Here is an 18,932-nt window from a genome sequence, read left to right as displayed (position 1 = left end):
ATCCGTCTCAAAAACAGATATGAACACCCACTGAACAATCACATAGAATACAAAAAGGGATTTCTCCAAAAGGATGTGAGAAGATGCCTGCAATAGTGGGAGTCGTTAATGTAAACAGCATGAGTGGTGTCTTCAACGTCGGGGATGTCCGCAGGATTGCACCTGTCAGCTATATTAAAACCTTTGCAGGTGGCGGATCATTTAATTCTGGAACCAATCTGTACTTCAGGATTCCGAAAAGCGTTGTTTATGTAAATGAATCACGAGGCGATAATTGGCCCGTATTTGTGGAGGAAATGACAGAATCCACGATCGAGGGACGGGATCAAACATGAATTTCTTTGTCCATCAAAATATTGTCATTCATCATTTAAAAATCGATGGCATTTCCAATTCATCGGTTTGTCAAATCGGTAGTGCCGGAATTATTAAGCCCTTATCCCAGCTATACAATACGGGTGGCTTTACAGGGCCAGCCCCTTCTGCAGGGCCAATCCCCCGAGTTGAACGGGAGCAATTCGTACCGCTTGTTCCTCTGGTTGAACCGGTGCGTTAGGGTAAAGACCGTTTTATGCTTGTTGAAGAGAAGGATGATCGTCATGTACATGAGTCCGGAGTTGATGCAATATTTTCAGCAGCTACATGACTATTTGCAAGTCCAGAACAAAAAGATGGAATCGATGAAGCAAATGCTTGAGCAGTTACAGCAGGACGTTAATGAACTAAAGGAGAAACAAGTCCCCTCGGTCATTAAGAATGAGTATAAATTTGACCTGTTAAAGGTGGAGAGATTGGAAGGTACCCTAAACATTGGCTTGAACCCAAAAAGCTCCGATTCTTCCATTGGGGATTTTGCCATCAATCAATCGATGGACGTCCCCTCTCCCCCACATTCTGCGTCAGACTCTTTTGAGCGTGTCCAACGGGAAATCAATCGCTACCTCGATCATGACGCTTATCGCGTGCTTGAGCGAATTGAAGATGAATGTGGGTACCCGCTTGACGATGCCTATCGCGGCTTCATCATGGATGATATTCGCAAACAGATTGATCATCGCATCCGGTATTACTTGAATCAATTTGATACCAGTCAATGGGAGCCAGAACAAATTGAAGCATGGGAACAAAAAACGGTTCAAAAAGTGAAACGCGATATTGAACGAACGTGTGAAACCTTTATTCAAAATTTACCGCGTGAGAGGAACGATTCCTGACATGATTTATCGGGTTACAAATGGGGACCTCTGTGTAGGCAGCCTGAAAGTAGTCAATATCGTAACCGGAAGCTCCCTGTTTATCGGAGACACCAAAACCGTCACTCTTGTTTCCTCCTATGAAACTCCACCTGAATCAGTGATCGTCGGTGTCACAACGCCGCTACGTCCCTGAGAAATGTAATTGCATCGCAGAGGAGCAAAAAAGAATGAAACGAACCAGTCATGTGCAGTGCTATTCCAGCATTTCCTTTGACACCTCATCTGTATTACAGATCGGAGATTCACAAGAGCTTGATACTAGGTCTTACGTACTTGCCGTTCAACGAGAACAAGCAATCTTCTACGAGAATGAGTTTTTGTTCCAAGATTATTTTGTTTTTTGTGAGCCAATCGAAATTCCAATCATAACCGAACCGATCGAGATTCAGACGTTTCATGAAAACGCTGGGATTTATGTCAACAAAGTAAGGGTAGATTTTGCAGCGGCTTCTTCTGTCATCCATATCGGATCGAATGATTCTATCTCTTTGGAAACACGTGTGAAAAATATACGCCATGTGATGAAGGAAAAGAATAAAGACCAACAGTAGCGGGAGGCGAGATCATTTGCCCTCAGTCATTGGTGCCGTCAATATCAACAGCAACTCAGGAACTGTAAACTTTGGTGACACCCTGAACATTTCTCCAAAGAGTGCGACCAAGGCGTTTTCCGGCTCAGGCGGCGGTAATACTGGTAACCTCGTCAATACAATTAATGGTGTCAGCTCTACCAATACACTTGATCCAAGTGTCGTTGATCAGCCACTCGTAGGAAACGTGTGAGTAGCAGTGTTAATGTTTTCATTAACACTGTTTTGGCGTGAAATGGACAAGCCTGGCGGGGTCAATAAGAAAACCTCTATCGAGGATTTTTCAAAGATGAGCGACCGCGTTTAGCGGATAGTTTTCATGCGCTCCAGAATTCATAAGCCTCGCGCTTATAAATTCTTATACGTTAAAAAAGAGAGGGCAGCTGCCCTCTCTACAAATTGGCTTTATAGGTCGTTTTTCTTTCCCGAAACGAATGATCTCTGGCAAGAATTAATTCCAGCAGCCCATCCTCGTACTTTGCTTTCATGCCATTTGCGCTGACTGGCACCGGTAGCTCGATTTCACGATGAAAAGGACCGCAATATCGCTCTGTCTGTATCCTTGAGCGGTTATAGGCAGGCTCTTTGATTTCCCCGCTTAGCTCCAGTGTTCGCTGATCAGTCAGTGACACTTCCAGACTGTCACGTGCAAAGCCAGGAAGCTCACAGCATACTATCACGAGCTTATCGGTCTGGAAAATGTCGATAAGAGGAAAATCGTCTGTTTCATTGATGCGTACCACCGTGGGTTGCTGCCTTTCTCTGACTGGAGCTGCTTGTTTCGCCTTATCCTTGCCTTTGTTTTTTGCTTTTTTTACAGTCGGTACAATCGGCTTTGCTTGTGCCTGTGGATTTTGAATCGAATGATTGTTTAATTTCACCAGATTATCCCAAAAATTCGTATCCAAAATTTGATTCATCTGGCTTAACGCTTTCCACGGATGCTCTTGATCCATGCTCAGCCTGGATAGACTCTCCGACGTTTTTTGCAGCTGCTTCATCGTTTCGCGTAAATTTTTCAATCACCATCGCCCTCCCTTCCTGCTAGCAGGTAAGGAACACTAATGCCACATCCCTCGTTAGCCAGTATATGTACCTATGCCTGGGTGGGTGAGCTATTGGCTATTCTCCGTTTTGAGCACTGTTTGTATAATCCGTCACTGGTGCTGGCGGGGCGAGAATATCAGGTGGTGGCATATCTGCTGGTGTCTCTGGATTTGTTGGTTCTGGATTGTTGTCTGCCGGTGCCGGTTGTGTTGATGGCTTTGGTGCTGGCTTCTGCGTTGCCGGCTTCTGAGTGGCGGGCTGCTCTTTTACTGTCGTTGCAGGCTTTGGCTGTGTAGCTGGCTTTGGATTCGCCTTCATCTCTGCTTTCGCTACCTCTGCTACGGCCGCGTTGCTCAGCTCAGCAGTGGCTAGAGATTCATTTTCTCCCATCTCGGTCCGTAGTGTATTGCGAACGGCTTGCATATTTTCACTGGGCCAAAGCGAGTAGGGTGAGCTCCAGAAGGCGCCATTTTCCAGCGAAATCATATTTTCGGAATTTACCTTACCGAAATCGAGCGCCAGTCCTTTAATCTGATCCTTGGACAAGTCAGTTTTAATATGCTTGCCGACTGCTTCCATAACCGCAGTCAAACTGGAGAGACCATCCACGGAAACGACCTTGTCCGCGACCGCGCGGATGACCTGCTGCTGACGCCTGTTTCGGTCGAAATCACTGGAATTGTATGCTTCTCCGCGTCTGTCGAGACGATGTCGGACGAATCCAAGTGCTTGTTCACCATTTAGCACTTGTGTCCCTTTTTTCAAATTGCGGTAGACTCCCTCTTTTGGCAGCTCGTACACAAGATCGCGATCCACATCTACTTTGACTCCACCGAGTTTATCAATCACAGCTGTAAAGCCGTCAAAATCAAGCTGCACATAGTGTTCAACATCAATACCAAGCATGTGCTGCAATGTTTTTTTGAGCAAGGTCATGCCATTTTCTGTCTCAGGCTTTCCCTTGCTTTCCGCTTCCTTCTTTATATTTTCTCCGAGTGCAAATACTTCATTGACCTTGTGATATCCGGGATAGCCGGGAATCTGGACCCTGGTGTCACGCGGCAATGAAACCATCGTGAGCTTTTGCGTGACCGGGTTTGCTACGGCAACTACCAACACGTCTGTGTTTAGCATCCCGATATTTTTGCGTGTATCGACTCCGACGATGACGAAGGAAAGAGCCTTCTTGCCTTCATACGGCTGCTCCACGACAGTCTGATCCGGCAGCTTGTATGGGTCATCTGTTACGGTTTCAAGCGTTTTGTCAACTTCCCTGAGGGCATAGCCCACTCCTATTGCCAGCAAACAGAGCATAAGACAACTAGCCAATAGTACGTACATCCGAGTGCTTCGCGTTCCGCGTTTTTTCTTCTTTCGCGTTGACTTTGCTGGGATAGGGGGTTTTTCATTTTTGGAGAGCACGTTTTTTGAATCACTCCTTTTCTCGTTTCGGCGTCCATTTTGGCATTTTGAGTTATTTTATTTTTCTGGAAAACATTTGTCCCATTTTACCACAATCTGCCGATTATTTGTAGAATCATGGCGAAGGGGTAGCAAAGAGATAGACGGAAGGTTCTTGCGCTTGCGAAATGAAACAGGTAGTCTATCAGTAATGAAAACTGTGAAAACGAAGGAGAACAGGTCGTGTACGCTTTTATCGATGACTTTGGCTTGCCTGTAACGCTGACTTTTGATGCAGCGGAGTATAGAGAGCACGCAGCACATCATGTCCTTATTTTTGCCTTCTGGCGAGGAAAGCTGTTGTTTACCCGCCATCGTACCCGAGGAATCGAGTTGCCTGGGGGAAAGGTGGAGCCAGGAGAGAGCAGTTTAGCTGCTGCTGTTCGTGAAGTCTATGAGGAAACAGGCGCCATTTTGGACGGGCTGGAACGGATCGGACAGTATACGATTGCCACAGATATGAGGAAAGATATTTACGTAGCCAAAGCTTTGGACTTTAATCCGCATCCGTCGGGAAATGATGTGGAAGGGGCTCTGTTTTTTGAAGAGATTCCTCGCACTGTCAAGGGTGATCCCAGCTTTAGCCGTCTCCTGTATGACGATATTTACCCCCTCTCGCTCGAGCAGGCATTGCGTCATCCATTTGCTGCTCCATAATTTCAGATTCTCCTCAAAAAAAAAACAGGCATTTCCATACCCCCGACACGTTTTATGCTCACGTGCCAGAGGCAGGGATGCCTGTTAATTTTTTTCTTTTTCCTTATTGCCTGTGAGTACCCGCTTCACTAGCTCATTTGGATCAAAACCGAACTTCTCGACGGCATGATCTCTGCGTTTGGTCTCCAGCGTCTCCGGTTCGATGCCAAGTACCTCCGAAATATGCCGCCAGGCTTGTGTCTCCCGTTCTTCTTGGGTTTGCTCAGCCGACCCTTGGGATTGGCTTGCGGCCTGCTTCGGTTTTAGAAAGAATATCGCAACAATCGCAAACACCAGTGATAGCCCTGCGATTGTGCTAAACATGACGGTGCGAGAAATACCGAGTAGCCACGTAAAAATCGGCGGCCCGACAGCTACACCGATAAAACGGACACCACTGTACAGTGATGTAATCATTCCTCGCTCGGACTTTTGTACCGCTCCAACAATCATGCTGTTCAGGCATGGTAGGATTAGACCTGTGCCCAGGCTGCCGATGACAAGAATTCCAATGAGCGCATAAGCGCCTTTGACAAAGCTAGCCAGGACATACGATGCTGCCAGCATAAACATTCCCACGATGACAAAAAGCCTCATCAGCGTAAGCTTCTTTTTGATTACGAGTCCGGTTAAATACGCCGCTATGCTCATCACCAGCAATGGCACTGCCAAAAATCCGCCTTTTATTACACCATCGATCTTGTATTTTTCTTCTAGTAGATCAGAGAGATAAAACAACACACCAAACAGCGTAAAAAGGCAGATGCTCCCGATAAAAAAAGCTGTAACCAGCCACTTTCCGTGCTGCTTGAACACTTGTCCGATCGAATGAACGTACTGCTTGATCGGCAACGGCTGTTTATCCTGCTTCTTTTCTTTAGTCAAAAACAAAAAGAGGACAAGGATGACCCCACAAATAATCGGGAATGCCAGAAAAACCATATACCAGGAAATGAGCGCGAGCAGCGATCCAAAAATCGGGCTCAGTACCTTGCCCAATCCATTCGATGTCTCCATCAGACCCAATGCCCTGCTCTCGGATGCTCCATCAAACAGATCACCAACCAGGGCCATCGCAATCGGCGCTGTACCGGCTGCTCCTATCCCCTGCAAAACTCGCCCGCCCATAATCAGCATGTACGGTTTGTCGATCCATAAAGCAGAAAGACCCGCTACCAATCCGCCAATTCCATACAAGCCGAGTGCAATGATAATCACAATTTTTCTCCCGAAGCGATCTGAAAGGTACCCTGCGAGCGGAATGACAATTCCTGCTGCGATGGAAAAGGCTGTGATTAACAAGCTGGTTTGCAAGGAAGTCAGGTGCAGCTTGGATTTCATTGTCGGCAAAACAGGTATCAGCATCGAGTTGCCAAGTACCATCACCAGTGGAATTCCCATCAAGCCTATCAGGTTTTTCGCATTTTGTGCCATACGAAACTCCTCATCTTACGCATAGACGCTGCCATCCCAGCGCGCTGCGTTTATAATCTCCCAATTCGGTTCTACGCCAATCCCAACACCATCCGGAATAGACACACTGCCATTGACAACCGAGACTGGAAACAGATACGTAAATGGATTCTCCATGACATCCCACTCAACCGGCTCAATCTGATCCTCATCCATTTTGGACCATGGCAACAAGCACGCCTGAGCAAATAAAGTGTACAATCTGGCAAGGCTGCCATCAAAGGAATGCGGTGAAACGCGATATCCAAACTCTCGTGCTATCTGCAGATGGGTTCGAAACGCTTCGATTCCTTCGGTATGCAGCAAATCGGGCTGCGCAATATCTATGGCTCCTTCTTTGTAGAGCGGAAGAAATTGTGCACAGCGAACCAGATTTTCGCCTCCAGCTAGAGGAATCGACAACGCGGCGCGAAGCTTGACGTACTCTCCCACTCGCTCCATCGGCATCGGCTCCTCTAGCCACATCCAATTCCCGTATTGCGAGAAAATAGGGTTCCATCTTGCTGCAGATGCCATATCGTAGCTTTGGTTGGCGTCGACTGCCACCTGTATATTTCCCGGCAAGCTCTTCATCATTGAATCAATGTGGGTACGATCTTCATAATATGCTCTTCCGCCAATTTTTACTTTTATGTGCTGAAAGCCAGCCTGTACCTGCTCTTGGACCCTACGGATAGATAGCTGTATCCAGTCTTCGCGCTCCGTATAGGATTGAAACGAGGCGTAAACTGGAATAGTGGAGTGAATCTTTCCTCCCCATAGCTCGCAAACGGACATCCCAGCCGATTTGGCGGCGATTTCTGTTAGAGCCATGCTGACTCCTGCCGCAGAACGCTGATGCCATTTGCTGATCACATCAACGAGCGCTATCCGATTGCTTGCTTGCTTTCCGAGCAAATACGGGACAATTCGTTCTCGAAACCCTTTATCCAAGGTAGGAAGCCAGTCTATCACTTCGCCCCAGCCATCAATCCCCGATCGGGTGATCACCCGTATCAGATACGACGTCCGATACCGCTTGTATCCATTCGCATCGCCGTACGCTTGGGATAAACGATGCAGGAGCGGATACGTCTCAACACGTTCAATCTGCATAGCAGGCGTTATCCCTGTCACAACAAGTCGTTCCGCCCTTCCCGTTCTGCTCTTTCTTCTTCATAGTCATCGTAATCAAGATAATTTCCCTTGCCCTCGCCCTTGCGCATGTATTCCTCGTACGTGCCACTGCGCATGAAATGGACGCTATCTGGACCGTGATAGCCCTCGATATCGGTGTAGCCGATTTCTTCTACAGCTTCGACAAATCCGTCAGGTTCATCACTCTCAATGTACATTTCTTTGTAATCAGTCTTGTCGTTATCCACATAGGAAAAAGGTGTACTCGAAGTCCCCCACGCCTCGACGATCTGCCAGGCATCCTCTCCATCAAAGCCATTCTGTCCTTCCTTCTCATCGAGGGAGGTTCTGCCGAACGGCGGCTGCAGAAACTCTTCTTCGATCGGACGCGAGTCATTGATGTTTGGAGCTGGTGCATGCTCCTTGCACGTTTGCGCCTGTGGCAGTGCCTCTAGCCTCTCTTCAGGGATGGCTTCGCCGCAAACGGTACAGATGCCATATGACCCCTCGTCCATTCGCGTCAGGGCCTGATCAATTTCCTTGAGCGTCTCTCTGTCCAGACTGTCCAAAGCCAAATCTTTTTCCCGCTCGAACATTTCACTGCCAATATCTGCGGGATGGTTATCATACATAGAAAACTCCTGCAACGAAGTTGTCATCGGTTCTCTCATGCCATAATGATCCTGAACGCGATCTTCTAGTTCCTTCTTTTGTTCAAGCAGCTTTTGCCTGAAGCTGGCGATCTTATTCTGGTCCATGCCCATCCACCACCTTCGTTTGGTTTCCTCAACAGGTAGTATGTCTTTGCAGCCATGTAAATAACCCACCAAAAGCTTGTGCAAAGCAACTGCTGGCAGCCTAGCCAAAAGAAAAAACCTGCCATCCACTTGGACGACAGGTTTGTGTTTTGTACTGCGTATTATTCTGTTACATGAGCATAGTGTTCTTCCACAATATCGGCACAACGTCCGCAAATGGACGCATGTGACTCACGGGAGCCCACATCTTTTTTGACTACACGGCAACGTTCGCACTTGACGCCATCTGCTGCGGAAACAACGACTGCAATTCCTTCCAGCTGTGCTGCTTCTTCTGGTGCAGAAGAAGTGTTTGCATGCAGATCCACGTCAGCCACGATGAACAGGTCAGCCAAATCATCCATCGCTGCCAACGTTTTCGCTACTTCCTCTGTTTGCGGATAGAGCGCAAGCTTCGCATCTACCGAGTTACCAAATACTTTGTTGCGGCGCGCTTCTTCCATCGCTTTAAGCACTTCATCACGTACTTCAAGGAAAGCATCCCATTTACTTTCTTCATCTGCAGAGAAGCCAAGATGCTGCTCGTTCGCTTCCGGCATATCTGTCAGTTGTACGCTCTTTTCTTCAACACCTGGTACGAATGCCCAAACCTCGTCTGCCGTATGTGGCAGAAGTGGAGCAACGAGCTTCACCAGGCTCACGAGGCAATCGTACATCACTGTTTGTGCTGCACGGCGTTTTTGGCTATCTGGAGCTTCCACATACAGACGATCTTTACAAATATCGAGATAGAATGCAGACAGATCAATCACGCAGAAATTACGAACTGCGTGGAATACCGTATGGAATTGGTAATCGTCGTACGCCTTGCGCACGCGGCTAACCATTTTTGCTGCTTTCGCCAGTACATAACGATCCAGCTCACCAAGCTGCTCGTAGTCTACACGATCTTTTGCCGGATCGAAACCATCGAGGTTACCGAGCAAGAAACGGAATGTGTTGCGGATTTTGCGATAGACCTCTGCAATTTGGCTCAATATCGCATCGGAAATACGCTGGTCTGCCTGATAGTCAACCGATGCTACCCACAGACGTAAAATATCGGCACCCATGTTGTCGATAACCTTTTGTGGCACGATGGTATTTCCAAGCGACTTGGACATTTTGCGTCCTTCTCCATCCAAAGTAAATCCGTGGCTTAATACGCCTTTGTACGGAGCAGTTCCGTAGACGGCAACACTGGTCGACAAGGAAGAGTTAAACCATCCACGATATTGGTCAGAGCCTTCCAGATACAGATCAGCTGGCCAGCTCAGTCCGCGTTCTCTCAGTACAGCCTGATGGCTGGAGCCAGAATCGAACCAAACGTCCATAATATCGGTTTCTTTGCGGAAGTCTTTGCAATCGCACTTGCTGCAAGAAAGACCTTCTGGAACCAGCTCGTTAGCTTCGCGAGCGAACCAGACGGATGAGCCCTCTTTGCGGAACAGATCGGCAATATGATTGATCGTCAAGTCATTGATGATCGGCTCATTGCATGATTTACAATAGAAAATCGGAATCGGAACACCCCATACGCGCTGACGGGAAATGCACCAGTCACCACGGTCTGCAATCATGTTTGCCAGACGGGTTTCGCCCCAATGCGGAATCCATTTTACGTTCTTGATGGCCTCCAACATTTGCTCACGGAAGCCGTCGATTGATGCAAACCACTGCTCGGTCGCGCGGTAAATAACCGGCTTTTTGGTGCGCCAGTCATGCGGATAGGAGTGAGTAAAGAAGCTCAGCTTCAGGAGCGCTCCTGTTTCTTTCAGCTTCTCTGTGATTACTTTGTTTGCATCCTCATAGAACAGACCTTCGAAGCCAGGTGCCTCATTGGTCATTTTTCCTTCATGATCGACTGGGCAAAGCACTCCCAAATCGTACTTTTGTCCAACGTTGAAGTCATCTTCCCCGTGTCCTGGTGCGGTATGTACGCAGCCAGTACCAGCATCCAAGGTTACGTGTTCACCCAGGATAAGCAGGGATGTACGCTCATAGAATGGGTGCTGGGTCAGTACGCCTTCAAGTTCTTGCCCTTTAAAAGTAGCCAGTACTTCTGGATTTTCCCAGCCGATTTCCTTGCCAGCAGCTTCAAGCAATCCGCTTGCGACCAGGAATTTGCGATCATCGACTTTTACTACGCTGTATTCCAGCTCAGGATGGAGGGAAATCGCCAAGTTCGCAGGCAACGTCCACGGAGTAGTCGTCCAGATCACTACACCTGTATCTGTGTCCAGCTTGCCCTTACCGTCTACAACCTGGAAGCTGACGTAGATGGATGGGGAGCGCTTGTCCTTGTATTCGATCTCAGCATCGGCCAAAGCTGTTTCAGAAGACGGAGACCAGTATACACAGCGCAGACCTTTGTAAATATAGCCTTTTTTCGCCATTTCGCCAAAGACGCGAATTTGGTTGGCTTCATACTCAGGAAGCAGTGTCACATAAGGGTTTTCCCAATCCCCGCGAACTCCGAGACGTTTGAATTGATCACGTTGCTTATCGATGTAAGACCAAGCATACTCCTCGCAGCGTTTGCGGAAATCGTTCACTTCGATGCTGCGACGATCGAGTCCCTGTGCATTGACAATCGCTTGCTCAATCGGCAATCCGTGTGTATCCCAGCCTGGAATATAAGGGGCACAGAAGCCTGCCATCGATTTATAACGTACGATGAAATCCTTGAGAATTTTATTCAAGGCGTGACCAATATGAATATCTCCATTCGCATACGGAGGACCATCATGCAAAATGAAAGATGGGCGGCCTGCAGTACGCTCCTGCACTTGCTTGTAAATATCCATTTCTTCCCATGCAGCCTGCATTTGCGGCTCGCGATTGGGCAAATTACCGCGCATTGGGAAATCCGTTTTTGGTAGCGATAAGGTTTTGCTGTAATCCATGGCCTGATTCACTCCTAAATAGTTTAGAAAACCTGATAAAATAAAAAGCCCTCGCTCATCCCTTCGAAAAAAGGGACGAGAGAAGACTCCCGTGGTACCACCCTGATTGAGCGACTTCATTGGCAAAAGTCAATAAAAACGCTCCACTTGTCTCATTCGTAACGGGAATGACGCGCTCACTTACTCGTCTGCTGTCATCTGATCCAGATAAAAAGCAGAGTTTCGGGTATTGGACTCACGGGTGATTTTCGTGCGATTGCAACTGGTCGGGATTTCACCTGTTCCCGACTCTCTAAGCAGTGCCTAATCGCCTACTCTTCCCAGTCATCGTCAACTGTAGCAACTGATTGTGTTGGTATTTCGCTGCCACATATCATTATTTGTAATCCAAAAAGTTTGTCTTTCATTATAGTATCATCTTAAACGGAACGTCAATATTTTATTCAACCGCTACCGCTGAATCCGCTTGCTCGATATCATCCCAAGCACCATTTTCAAGCATTTCGAGTTGAGCTTCAAGCAATGTACGGAAACGCATGCGGTAAACGGATGCCCGTTTTTTCAGCTCTTCAATTTCGATCGCGATTTTGCGGGATTTCGCAAGTGCTTCGTTAACGATGCGATCTGCATTTTTCTCTGCTTCCTTCAAAATCAGCTGCGCTTCCTTGCGAGCATTGGATTTGACATCCTCTGCTGTCTCTTGGGCAACAAGGATTGATTTGCTCAAATTCTCTTCCAAGCTTTTATAGTAATCGACGCGCTCATTCAAAATTGCGACGCGCTCTTCCGCTTCCTTTTTTTCTTTAATCAGGAGTTCAAAATCCTTGATCACCTGATCGAGAAATTCGTTCACCTCGTCGATGTTGTAACCGCGAAAGCCTGTGCTGAATTCTTTGTTATGTATATCCAATGGCGTTAATGGCACATGAATCCCCCACTTTTCCCGATAATTCGTACTTATGTTTTCGACAGGATTTCTATTGTTTCCTGCCGGATTTTACAAATTTTTGCGTTAATGCTTCATCCTATGTAACCAGTCCAACGATCATGCGAATTCTTCCGCTGCGAGTTGGACCTGCTACCTCAAGCAGCTTAAAGCGGCCAAAGCCCGCCATAGACACCATATCTCCAGCCCGTAGCTGGTGCGAAGGGTCTTCAACTGCTTTCCAATTGACTTTGACCTTCCCGGCACGAATCGGGACAAGCGCTTTCGCCCGTGAGAGATTATGCACCTCGCCCAAAACGGCATCGATTCGCGGGGAAGGAACCGTAATCGTTTTTTCCATATAACGCGGCTCTGGTGGTGTGAATTGGTCCCACGAGACCCGTTCGAATTGGACAGATGTACGATGGATTTGTGTCACCTGTGTGCAAACATAATCGGCGACTTCCTCTACCACGATCGAGTAACAATACTTTTCATCAGTGAACATATCACCGAATTTTTCCCGTTTTAGCCCTGCGTTCAGCAATGCTCCCATGACATCGCGATGCTCCAGTGAGTGAAATCGTTGATCTGCCTTTATGCCCAGCAGCACAATTCGATAATCCTCAGGCTCCGGGAGCAGATAATCCGGGTGCAAAATAACCCGCACACGTTCTGCTCCTTCATAGCCGCCACTTGCCGACACGCTGACATCCTGTACTTGCGAAACGAGGCTTTGAAAAATACTCAGCTGTCTCGGGTCCACAAAATCAGTAAGGCGCATGGCCTGCTTGCGCTCTACCAGCGAAAGCATTTCCAGCGCCCGTTCTACAAAAGGACGTTCTTCTTTTGCAAAATGATCGAATACACTCATGTTTTTCACTCGCCTACATCAATTTCACCAAGATAGTAAACAGTCCATCGTATGCCAAGCGCAAAGCAATCAAAGCTACGATCGGGGAAATATCGATGAATCCAAGTGTAGGGATGAAGCGGCGAAACGGTGCCAAATATGGCTCAACCAATCGCTCTAATAGTTGCCCGATTCCTGTGCTTCGCATTTGAGGAACCCAGGACATCAGTATGTACGCAATAATCATGAATTGATAAACGGTAAAAGCAAAATTAATAACCGTCAACAAGTAACCCATTGGCTCACCCTTTTTTTCGTCGTTGAATCGCTATTCTTCCAATACGCTGGAGATGGTCCCCTGAATGTCTACATGATCAGGTGTGCATACAAAAATGGTATCTCCCACTTTTTGAATATCGCCGTTCAGCGCATACACCGTTCCGCTCAAAAAGTCGATGATTCGTTTCGCTTGATCCTTCTCTACGCGGTGCAGATTCACTACTACTGGTCTGCGATGACGAAGATTGTCAGCGATATCCTGCGCATCACTATAGTGACGGGGTTCACAGAGGATCAAACGAATCCCCTCCTTTTCCCGCGCTTGAAACGGTACTACGTTGTTCGCCCGGCTTTGGCTAGCTGGCTGCCTTTTATTGGAGGAATCATTGTCTTCGTGTTCCTCGTGTACCGTTTCCTCGATGTATTCTTCGTTCTCCAAACCCAAAAACCCCATCAACTTGTTCATGACACCCATCTTTTTTCCTCCTCTCTAGCTTGCTCGGCTGGTTTGATTCACGTAGTTATTCCGGCTTGACCAATACAGAGCCAAGACGGATATATGTAGCTCCCTCTTCAATTGCCACTTCAAAGTCACTGGACATGCCCATCGATAACTCCTCGATGTGCGCATGCGGGAACGCCCACTCATTGATGCGCTCTTTCCACTCATAAAGACCCCGGAATACGTGACGCGCCTCCTCTTGATTATCGACAACAGGCGCCATTGTCATTAATCCAATGATCTTTATATGTTTCATATTACTGGTTTCACGCAAAAAAGCCAATACATCATTGGGACTAAGCCCAAATTTTGTCTCTTCACCGGAAATATTGACTTGCAAAAAGCAATTTACGACAGTATCAAGTGCTTCCCCACGCTTATTCAGCTCTTGTGCGAGTGACACACGATCCAGCGAATGGATGTACGGAAAACGACCTACCACCTCTTTGGCTTTGTTCGTTTGCAAATGCCCAATGAAATGCCACGCGCCTCTGTCACCATGCAGCTCATGCTTAGGGAGAGCATCCTGCACGCGGTTTTCCCCAATATCCATAATTCCGACATCCAGTAAATCGCCGATTGCCTTTGCATCAACGTACTTGGTCACGGCAATAATTTTCACTTCTTCGCGTTTGCGGTTTGCCCGGTCACAAGCAGCTTGTATTCTTTTTTCAATCGCTTCCAGCCTGTCTTTTATCGCTTGTTGCTCGTTTGTCATGACTCTTTCCCCTCTCTTTGTTTCTACACAGCCTTCCAGCCGATATACGAAGCCATCCGTCCTGTAGTACCAGCGATGCCAGCTTCCTTGCGATGCGAGAAAAACATGTCCGTGCGGCAGCTTGTACACCAATCTGTCGTCATGATTTGTTCGCGCACAATGCCCGATTCGAGTAAAATGGCGGTATTTAGTTGGCGTAAATCAAGCATGTATCGATTATTTTGGGACGCTGTGACTGCCGCTTCCCAGTCTTTTGCGCTTGCTCGCACTTGTGTGATGATCCGATCGTCCACCTCATAACAGCAGCCGCCAATTGAAGGACCAATCGCTACAAGCAGCTCTCCCGGCTTAGCTTGAAATTGATCCTGCATGGATTTCACCATTTCCTCGGCAATTCTCCCCACTGTACCTTTCCAGCCAGCATGAGCAAGGCCAATCGCACCCGTAGCAGGATGCAGGAAGTATAACGGAACGCAATCAGCATAAAAGGAAGTCAGCAGAACACCCTTTTGTCCGGTAAACAAACCATCGGTAGACTTGATCACGTCATCCAGACTATCTTTGCCTGCTCCTGCCGCCATCACCTGGCATACGCGATTTCCATGCACCTGATCTGCACACGTCCATGCGGAAAAAGGCATGTCTACCTCTTGTGCAAGCTTTTGCCTATTGGACACAACATGCTCCTGCTCATCCCCTACATGCAATCCCATATTAAAAGATCCGTACGGTTGTTCACTTTCCCCACCCGCGCGAATCGTAAACCCGGCCACTAATCCTGGAAAGCGGCTCTCCCATTCCAGCAAACGTAAGAATGGCTTCTCCTCTACCATAACAAACGGTTCTCTCATGTTGTTCTCACCTTCCTCATATGGCTTATCATACCATAGCCGCGAAGATTAGAGAAACGTGGCTTACCATCTGCAGCCATCTACGAACTCCTTTTCTAAAAGCGAAAAAAAGGCGCTTTTCCGCCTTTCTTTCCCTACTCCCTGTATTCATCTCCACCAGAGGTTCTCGCTTCAACCTTCAATGTTTCCTCCATACGTACCAGCACCACATCTTTCCCGATTTTGACGATATTGCGCCAAGGGATGACGTAGTCGTTCCCGGAAGAAAAGAAACCGAGAAACTTGCCTGGTCCCGGTATGACGATGGCCTCCACACGTCCATGACGCAGATCAATCTCAAGATCAGAGATTTGACCCAGCCGTTTCCCATCCAGAATGTTTACCACTTCTTTGGTCTGGAAGTCAGAGATTTTCACCATTCTCCCTCACCTACTTTTCTCCGTTACTTTCAGTATATGAGTGAGCGTGAGAATATGTCCGTTTCGTTAGGAGTGTCGATGAGAAAACTTTGCTTTGCCGACGCGTAGCAAAGACAGGGGCTGATTGCACAAAAAAATCCGGCGAGGAAAACACCGCCGGATGAGTATGTAGTTCAACTTACGATTGCACGTGTTTTTGCATATGAGCAATTGCCGCTTTCTCCAGACGAGATACCTGGGCTTGTGAAATGCCGATTTCCTCCGCTACTTCCATCTGGGTCTTCCCCTCATAAAAGCGCATGGACAAAATCATTTTTTCCCTGTCACCCAGTCGTTGCATCCCTTCACGCAGGGCAATCTCCTCTACCCAGGTTACGTCCTTGTTTTTTTCGTCGCTGATTTGATCCATGACATAAATCGGGTCCCCGCCATCTTGGTAGATCGGTTCGAACAATGAGACCGGGTCCTGGATCGCATCAAGCGCAAACACGACGTCTTCCTTGGCCACGTTCAATTCCTGGGAAATCTCTGTAATGGTGGGCTCTCGCGAATGCTTGTTGGTCAGGTTGTCACGTACCTGTAATGCTTTGTAGGCGATGTCTCGCAGGGATCTGGATACGCGAATCGGATTGTTGTCCCGTAGATAGCGTCGTATTTCCCCGATAATCATCGGTACCGCATACGTAGAAAATTTTACGTTTTGACCGAGATCGAAGTTATCGATCGCTTTCATCAATCCAATGCAGCCCACTTGAAACAAATCATCTACAAATTCTCCGCGATTGTTAAAACGCTGGATCACGCTGAGCACCAGACGCAAGTTTCCGTTGACCAATTTTTCACGGGCTGGCAGTTCGCCACTCTGCAATCGCTCAAACAAATCCCGCATTTCTTTGTTGGTCAATACCGGAAGCTTGGAGGTGTCTACTCCGCAGATCTCGACTTTATTTCGCGTCACGTCTTTCCCTCCTCGAAGCAAGAAAAAAGTCCCTAACCCGGTTGTCTTGAAAGGCCGCGTACTGACGCGTAGCCGACAAGTAATGGCAATTGGGCCACTATCTGTCACTGGTTTAGGAACAGTATCCCCTCAGGATGGGAAAATATGCGTTAGACCATTTTGTTGAATTCTTTTCGCAACCGTTTTATAATTCGCTTTTCCAGACGCGAAATATACGATTGTGAAATGCCTAGCAAATCCGCTACATCCTTCTGTGTTTTCTCCTCTTCTCCCGCCAATCCGAAACGCAGCTCCATAATAATTCGTTCCCGATCTGAAAGTTTATCCAATGCTTTTTTCAGCAGCTTGCGGTCCACCTGATCCTCGATATTTTTGTAGATCGTGTCATTCTCCGTCCCCAATACATCAGAGAGCAAAAGCTCGTTTCCATCCCAATCGATGTTCAACGGCTCATCGAAAGAGACCTCGGAGCGGATTTTGTTGTTTCTGCGTAAGTACATCAAAATCTCGTTTTCGATGCAGCGTGAAGCGTACGTTGCGAGCTTTATATTTTTATCTGGATCAAACGTATTTACCGCCTTGATCAAACCAATCGTCCCGATACTGACCAAATCCTCGATATTGATTCCTGTATTCTCAAACTTGCGAGCAATATACACTACCAGACGAAGATTGCGCTCAATCAGCATACCTCGGACAGCAGGATCACCCGATGGCAACCGACCCAGCAGCACTTCCTCTTCTTCCCTGGTCAGAGGTGGAGGCAATGCTTCACTCCCGCCGATATAATAGACTTCTTCAGCGCGTGCACCAATCCATAGCAGGAAACGGTACCAGGTCAATTGTAAATGTAGGCGAAGTTTTACATACATGATTAGCCCTCCTGTTTGAGAATAAAGGTTGGTTCTTTCCTTTCAGTTTCCATCATAGCCGGATGCACGATGGCCTGGTACTTCCCGTCAGCTGCGAGTGGAATCGGATTAAGTCCGATCAGCACTTTTGCCGTTTCGTAGCGAACACCGTCCTGCATAACAAAGACATGGTCCGGTTTGATTGCGAGCAAAAAATCCATTCCTCTTGATACACTTCGATACGGGATCAATCGTACGCGAGATTGCCACTGTGCAGGGAGCTCCTCCCAAGATCCGTCCAGCTTCTCCCACACTCCACCGTTTTCATCGGTTTGTCGGAGAAGCGACGGCGGAAGCAGATGTGCTAACATTTTCGTTTCCATGATCATGACGGGAATGCGCGTAATCGGTTCATGCAGCTGGTTGCCGGTATCAACCAGACCTCGGCAAATCACTTTTTCACCGAGTAAGGTCACAACTACATCGACGAGAAAAGCTTCGATTTTACGCGGTTCCTGAATAGCTCGATAGCTCTTTTTTCCGAGTACAAACACCAGTGCAAAACCAATGACGAGAATCGCAAGCGTCGGTTTAAATCCAATCCCGAATCCATCGTTGTGCGTCACCACCAATCCATTGACGATTTCACTCTGCGGCGCTAAAAAATATTGGAGACCAAACACTCCTCCCCCGAAGACAAACGCAACGAAGTAAAAAATAATCAGGTTGTTAGCAAAAGCGAGTAATCTCCTGTTCCCAAAGGCAATCCATAGCATGATGATGGAAAAGAGTAGCTTGACAGACCATTGATACATCGAAGAAAACGCCGGAAAAAAGAAAAAGGCAAGATAGGTGCATCCAAACAAGGAAGCAAGGGCAATCCTCCACCATACTACGCGCTCTTTGCGAAAATAAGCTGTAAACCAGAGCAACAAGGTATCAATGCCCAGATTGAGGAGTAGAATGATATCAAGGTACACAACCACTTCTGTTTCACCTCCTGTCCTTCCCCTTACCTGGCCCGCAAGCATATACGAAGATAGAAATATGCGAGAAATGCCACGCTTGGTAGTGACGGAACAGGTCTGTTCGTGGACTACCTCCTATCAGTAAATGCAGTATATATCAATGTGTATGTAAAGTCTGTCAATTCTTGACGGTGTTTTTTTGGTTTTTTTGTAGAACGTTTTTTGTCATAAAACCGCCTTCCTACTCGTACAATTTTGCCCACTTG

General features: G+C 47.4%; 23 protein-coding genes and 1 other annotated feature. Of the genes, 7 read left to right on the top strand and 16 right to left on the bottom strand.

The features are described from left to right. The first annotated feature begins 83 nt into the window (after positions 1-83). Genes ADS79_RS11520 through ADS79_RS11500 form a run of 6 tightly spaced genes read left to right on the top strand, consistent with a single transcriptional unit; the run spans position 84 to position 2,039 of the window. Positions 84-335, top strand: a complete 252-nt coding sequence (locus tag ADS79_RS11520; protein WP_049738548.1) for a spore germination protein — start codon at positions 84-86, stop codon at positions 333-335. Further along, the gene (locus ADS79_RS11515; RefSeq protein ID WP_049738547.1) at positions 332-556 is read left to right on the top strand and encodes a spore germination protein GerPB; all 225 of its coding nucleotides are present in this window, start codon (positions 332-334) and stop codon (positions 554-556) included. Before ADS79_RS11520 ends, ADS79_RS11515 begins: the two co-directional genes overlap by 4 nt. A gap of 43 nt (positions 557-599) precedes the next feature. Beyond that, positions 600-1,214 carry a spore germination protein GerPC gene (gene gerPC / locus ADS79_RS11510; RefSeq protein WP_049738546.1) on the top strand — a complete coding sequence of 205 codons (615 nt, stop codon included), beginning with the start codon at positions 600-602 and terminating at the stop codon, positions 1,212-1,214. 1 nt (position 1,215) lies between these two features. Beyond that, positions 1,216-1,389, top strand: a complete 174-nt coding sequence (locus tag ADS79_RS34300) for a spore gernimation protein (RefSeq protein ID WP_084765810.1) — start codon at positions 1,216-1,218, stop codon at positions 1,387-1,389. Between the two features lie 34 nt (positions 1,390-1,423). Then, complete coding sequence (locus ADS79_RS11505) at positions 1,424-1,807, top strand: spore germination protein GerPE (RefSeq protein WP_049738545.1); 384 nt, start codon at positions 1,424-1,426, stop codon at positions 1,805-1,807. 16 nt (positions 1,808-1,823) lie between these two features. After that, positions 1,824-2,039 carry a spore germination protein gene (locus ADS79_RS11500; protein WP_049738544.1) on the top strand — a complete coding sequence of 72 codons (216 nt, stop codon included), beginning with the start codon at positions 1,824-1,826 and terminating at the stop codon, positions 2,037-2,039. Positions 2,040-2,238: 199 nt separating this feature from the next. Here the strand turns inward: ADS79_RS11500 and ADS79_RS11495 are convergent, their stop codons facing one another. Next, positions 2,239-2,868, bottom strand: a complete 630-nt coding sequence (locus ADS79_RS11495; RefSeq protein WP_049738543.1) for an Hsp20/alpha crystallin family protein — start codon at positions 2,866-2,868, stop codon at positions 2,239-2,241. A gap of 100 nt (positions 2,869-2,968) precedes the next feature. Next, the gene (locus ADS79_RS11490; protein WP_236699950.1) at positions 2,969-4,222 is read right to left on the bottom strand and encodes an LCP family protein; all 1,254 of its coding nucleotides are present in this window, start codon (positions 4,220-4,222) and stop codon (positions 2,969-2,971) included. Between the two features lie 315 nt (positions 4,223-4,537). On the opposite strand from ADS79_RS11490, the gene ADS79_RS11485 reads away from it, so the two are divergent. Beyond that, positions 4,538-5,011, top strand: a complete 474-nt coding sequence (locus ADS79_RS11485) for an NUDIX domain-containing protein (protein WP_049738541.1) — start codon at positions 4,538-4,540, stop codon at positions 5,009-5,011. 84 nt (positions 5,012-5,095) lie between these two features. Here the strand turns inward: ADS79_RS11485 and ADS79_RS11480 are convergent, their stop codons facing one another. The 14 genes from ADS79_RS11480 to spoIIGA all read right to left on the bottom strand — a co-directional run bounded on the left by ADS79_RS11480 (position 5,096) and on the right by spoIIGA (position 18,684). Beyond that, positions 5,096-6,484 carry an MFS transporter gene (locus ADS79_RS11480; protein WP_049738540.1) on the bottom strand — a complete coding sequence of 463 codons (1,389 nt, stop codon included), beginning with the start codon at positions 6,482-6,484 and terminating at the stop codon, positions 5,096-5,098. A gap of 15 nt (positions 6,485-6,499) precedes the next feature. Further along, positions 6,500-7,618, bottom strand: a complete 1,119-nt coding sequence (locus tag ADS79_RS11475; RefSeq protein WP_049738539.1) for a mandelate racemase/muconate lactonizing enzyme family protein — start codon at positions 7,616-7,618, stop codon at positions 6,500-6,502. Between the two features lie 17 nt (positions 7,619-7,635). Beyond that, positions 7,636-8,397, bottom strand: coding sequence for a TraR/DksA C4-type zinc finger protein (locus ADS79_RS11470; RefSeq protein WP_049738538.1), 762 nt, complete (start codon positions 8,395-8,397; stop codon positions 7,636-7,638). 161 nt (positions 8,398-8,558) lie between these two features. Next, the gene (gene ileS, locus ADS79_RS11465; protein WP_049738537.1) at positions 8,559-11,342 is read right to left on the bottom strand and encodes an isoleucine--tRNA ligase; all 2,784 of its coding nucleotides are present in this window, start codon (positions 11,340-11,342) and stop codon (positions 8,559-8,561) included. A gap of 68 nt (positions 11,343-11,410) precedes the next feature. Next, positions 11,411-11,679, bottom strand: a binding site (T-box leader). 102 nt (positions 11,680-11,781) lie between these two features. Further along, positions 11,782-12,267 carry a DivIVA domain-containing protein gene (locus ADS79_RS11460; protein WP_049738536.1) on the bottom strand — a complete coding sequence of 162 codons (486 nt, stop codon included), beginning with the start codon at positions 12,265-12,267 and terminating at the stop codon, positions 11,782-11,784. 100 nt (positions 12,268-12,367) lie between these two features. Beyond that, entirely contained in the window at positions 12,368-13,141 is a 774-nt protein-coding gene (locus ADS79_RS11455; RefSeq protein WP_049738535.1) for a YlmH family RNA-binding protein, read from the bottom strand. A gap of 13 nt (positions 13,142-13,154) precedes the next feature. Beyond that, positions 13,155-13,418: a YggT family protein gene (locus tag ADS79_RS11450; RefSeq protein WP_049738534.1), complete on the bottom strand. Its 264-nt coding sequence runs from the start codon at positions 13,416-13,418 to the stop codon at positions 13,155-13,157. A 30-nt stretch (positions 13,419-13,448) separates the two neighbouring features. After that, positions 13,449-13,874 (bottom strand): cell division protein SepF, encoded by a 426-nt coding sequence (locus ADS79_RS11445; RefSeq protein ID WP_049738533.1) that lies wholly within the window; start codon positions 13,872-13,874, stop codon positions 13,449-13,451. A 46-nt stretch (positions 13,875-13,920) separates the two neighbouring features. Continuing rightward, a complete protein-coding gene (locus tag ADS79_RS11440; protein ID WP_049738532.1) occupies positions 13,921-14,619 on the bottom strand; it encodes a YggS family pyridoxal phosphate-dependent enzyme in 699 nt (232 codons plus the stop codon). Positions 14,620-14,642: 23 nt separating this feature from the next. Further along, positions 14,643-15,470 (bottom strand): peptidoglycan editing factor PgeF, encoded by an 828-nt coding sequence (gene pgeF / locus ADS79_RS11435; RefSeq protein ID WP_049738531.1) that lies wholly within the window; start codon positions 15,468-15,470, stop codon positions 14,643-14,645. A gap of 134 nt (positions 15,471-15,604) precedes the next feature. Next, entirely contained in the window at positions 15,605-15,889 is a 285-nt protein-coding gene (locus ADS79_RS11430) for a YlmC/YmxH family sporulation protein (RefSeq protein ID WP_049738530.1), read from the bottom strand. Between the two features lie 178 nt (positions 15,890-16,067). Next, entirely contained in the window at positions 16,068-16,847 is a 780-nt protein-coding gene (sigG, locus tag ADS79_RS11425; RefSeq protein WP_049738529.1) for an RNA polymerase sporulation sigma factor SigG, read from the bottom strand. Between the two features lie 149 nt (positions 16,848-16,996). Then, positions 16,997-17,719 (bottom strand): RNA polymerase sporulation sigma factor SigE, encoded by a 723-nt coding sequence (sigE, locus tag ADS79_RS11420; protein WP_049738528.1) that lies wholly within the window; start codon positions 17,717-17,719, stop codon positions 16,997-16,999. Positions 17,720-17,721: 2 nt separating this feature from the next. Further along, entirely contained in the window at positions 17,722-18,684 is a 963-nt protein-coding gene (spoIIGA, locus tag ADS79_RS11415) for a sigma-E processing peptidase SpoIIGA (RefSeq protein ID WP_049738527.1), read from the bottom strand. Positions 18,685-18,932 lie beyond the last annotated feature (248 nt).

Origin of the sequence: Brevibacillus reuszeri, from assembly GCF_001187725.1 — a bacterium.
Taxonomy (GTDB): Bacteria; Bacillota; Bacilli; order Brevibacillales; family Brevibacillaceae; genus Brevibacillus; species Brevibacillus reuszeri.
The sequence above is the reverse complement of the archived record's forward strand: the minus strand, read 5'-3'. Positions and strand labels throughout refer to the sequence as shown.

Excerpts from the sequence above, each read along its gene's own strand:
- ADS79_RS34300 (WP_084765810.1), top strand. The coding sequence starts at position 1,216 with ATGATTTATCGGGTTACAAATGGGGACCTCTGTGTAGGCAGCCTGAAA.
- ileS (WP_049738537.1), bottom strand. The coding sequence starts at position 11,342 with ATGGATTACAGCAAAACCTTATCGCTACCAAAAACGGATTTCCCAATG.
- ADS79_RS11455 (WP_049738535.1), bottom strand. The coding sequence starts at position 13,141 with ATGAGTGTATTCGATCATTTTGCAAAAGAAGAACGTCCTTTTGTAGAA.
- ADS79_RS11515 (WP_049738547.1), top strand. The coding sequence starts at position 332 with ATGAATTTCTTTGTCCATCAAAATATTGTCATTCATCATTTAAAAATC.
- sigE (WP_049738528.1), bottom strand. The coding sequence starts at position 17,719 with ATGTATGTAAAACTTCGCCTACATTTACAATTGACCTGGTACCGTTTC.
- ADS79_RS11475 (WP_049738539.1), bottom strand. The coding sequence starts at position 7,618 with ATGCAGATTGAACGTGTTGAGACGTATCCGCTCCTGCATCGTTTATCC.
- ADS79_RS11520 (WP_049738548.1), top strand. The coding sequence starts at position 84 with ATGCCTGCAATAGTGGGAGTCGTTAATGTAAACAGCATGAGTGGTGTC.
- ADS79_RS11505 (WP_049738545.1), top strand. The coding sequence starts at position 1,424 with ATGAAACGAACCAGTCATGTGCAGTGCTATTCCAGCATTTCCTTTGAC.
- gerPC (WP_049738546.1), top strand. The coding sequence starts at position 600 with ATGTACATGAGTCCGGAGTTGATGCAATATTTTCAGCAGCTACATGAC.
- pgeF (WP_049738531.1), bottom strand. The coding sequence starts at position 15,470 with ATGAGAGAACCGTTTGTTATGGTAGAGGAGAAGCCATTCTTACGTTTG.
- ADS79_RS11470 (WP_049738538.1), bottom strand. The coding sequence starts at position 8,397 with ATGGACCAGAATAAGATCGCCAGCTTCAGGCAAAAGCTGCTTGAACAA.
- ADS79_RS11440 (WP_049738532.1), bottom strand. The coding sequence starts at position 14,619 with ATGACAAACGAGCAACAAGCGATAAAAGACAGGCTGGAAGCGATTGAA.
- ADS79_RS11480 (WP_049738540.1), bottom strand. The coding sequence starts at position 6,484 with ATGGCACAAAATGCGAAAAACCTGATAGGCTTGATGGGAATTCCACTG.
- ADS79_RS11430 (WP_049738530.1), bottom strand. The coding sequence starts at position 15,889 with ATGGTGAAAATCTCTGACTTCCAGACCAAAGAAGTGGTAAACATTCTG.
- ADS79_RS11450 (WP_049738534.1), bottom strand. The coding sequence starts at position 13,418 with ATGGGTTACTTGTTGACGGTTATTAATTTTGCTTTTACCGTTTATCAA.
- ADS79_RS11445 (WP_049738533.1), bottom strand. The coding sequence starts at position 13,874 with ATGGGTGTCATGAACAAGTTGATGGGGTTTTTGGGTTTGGAGAACGAA.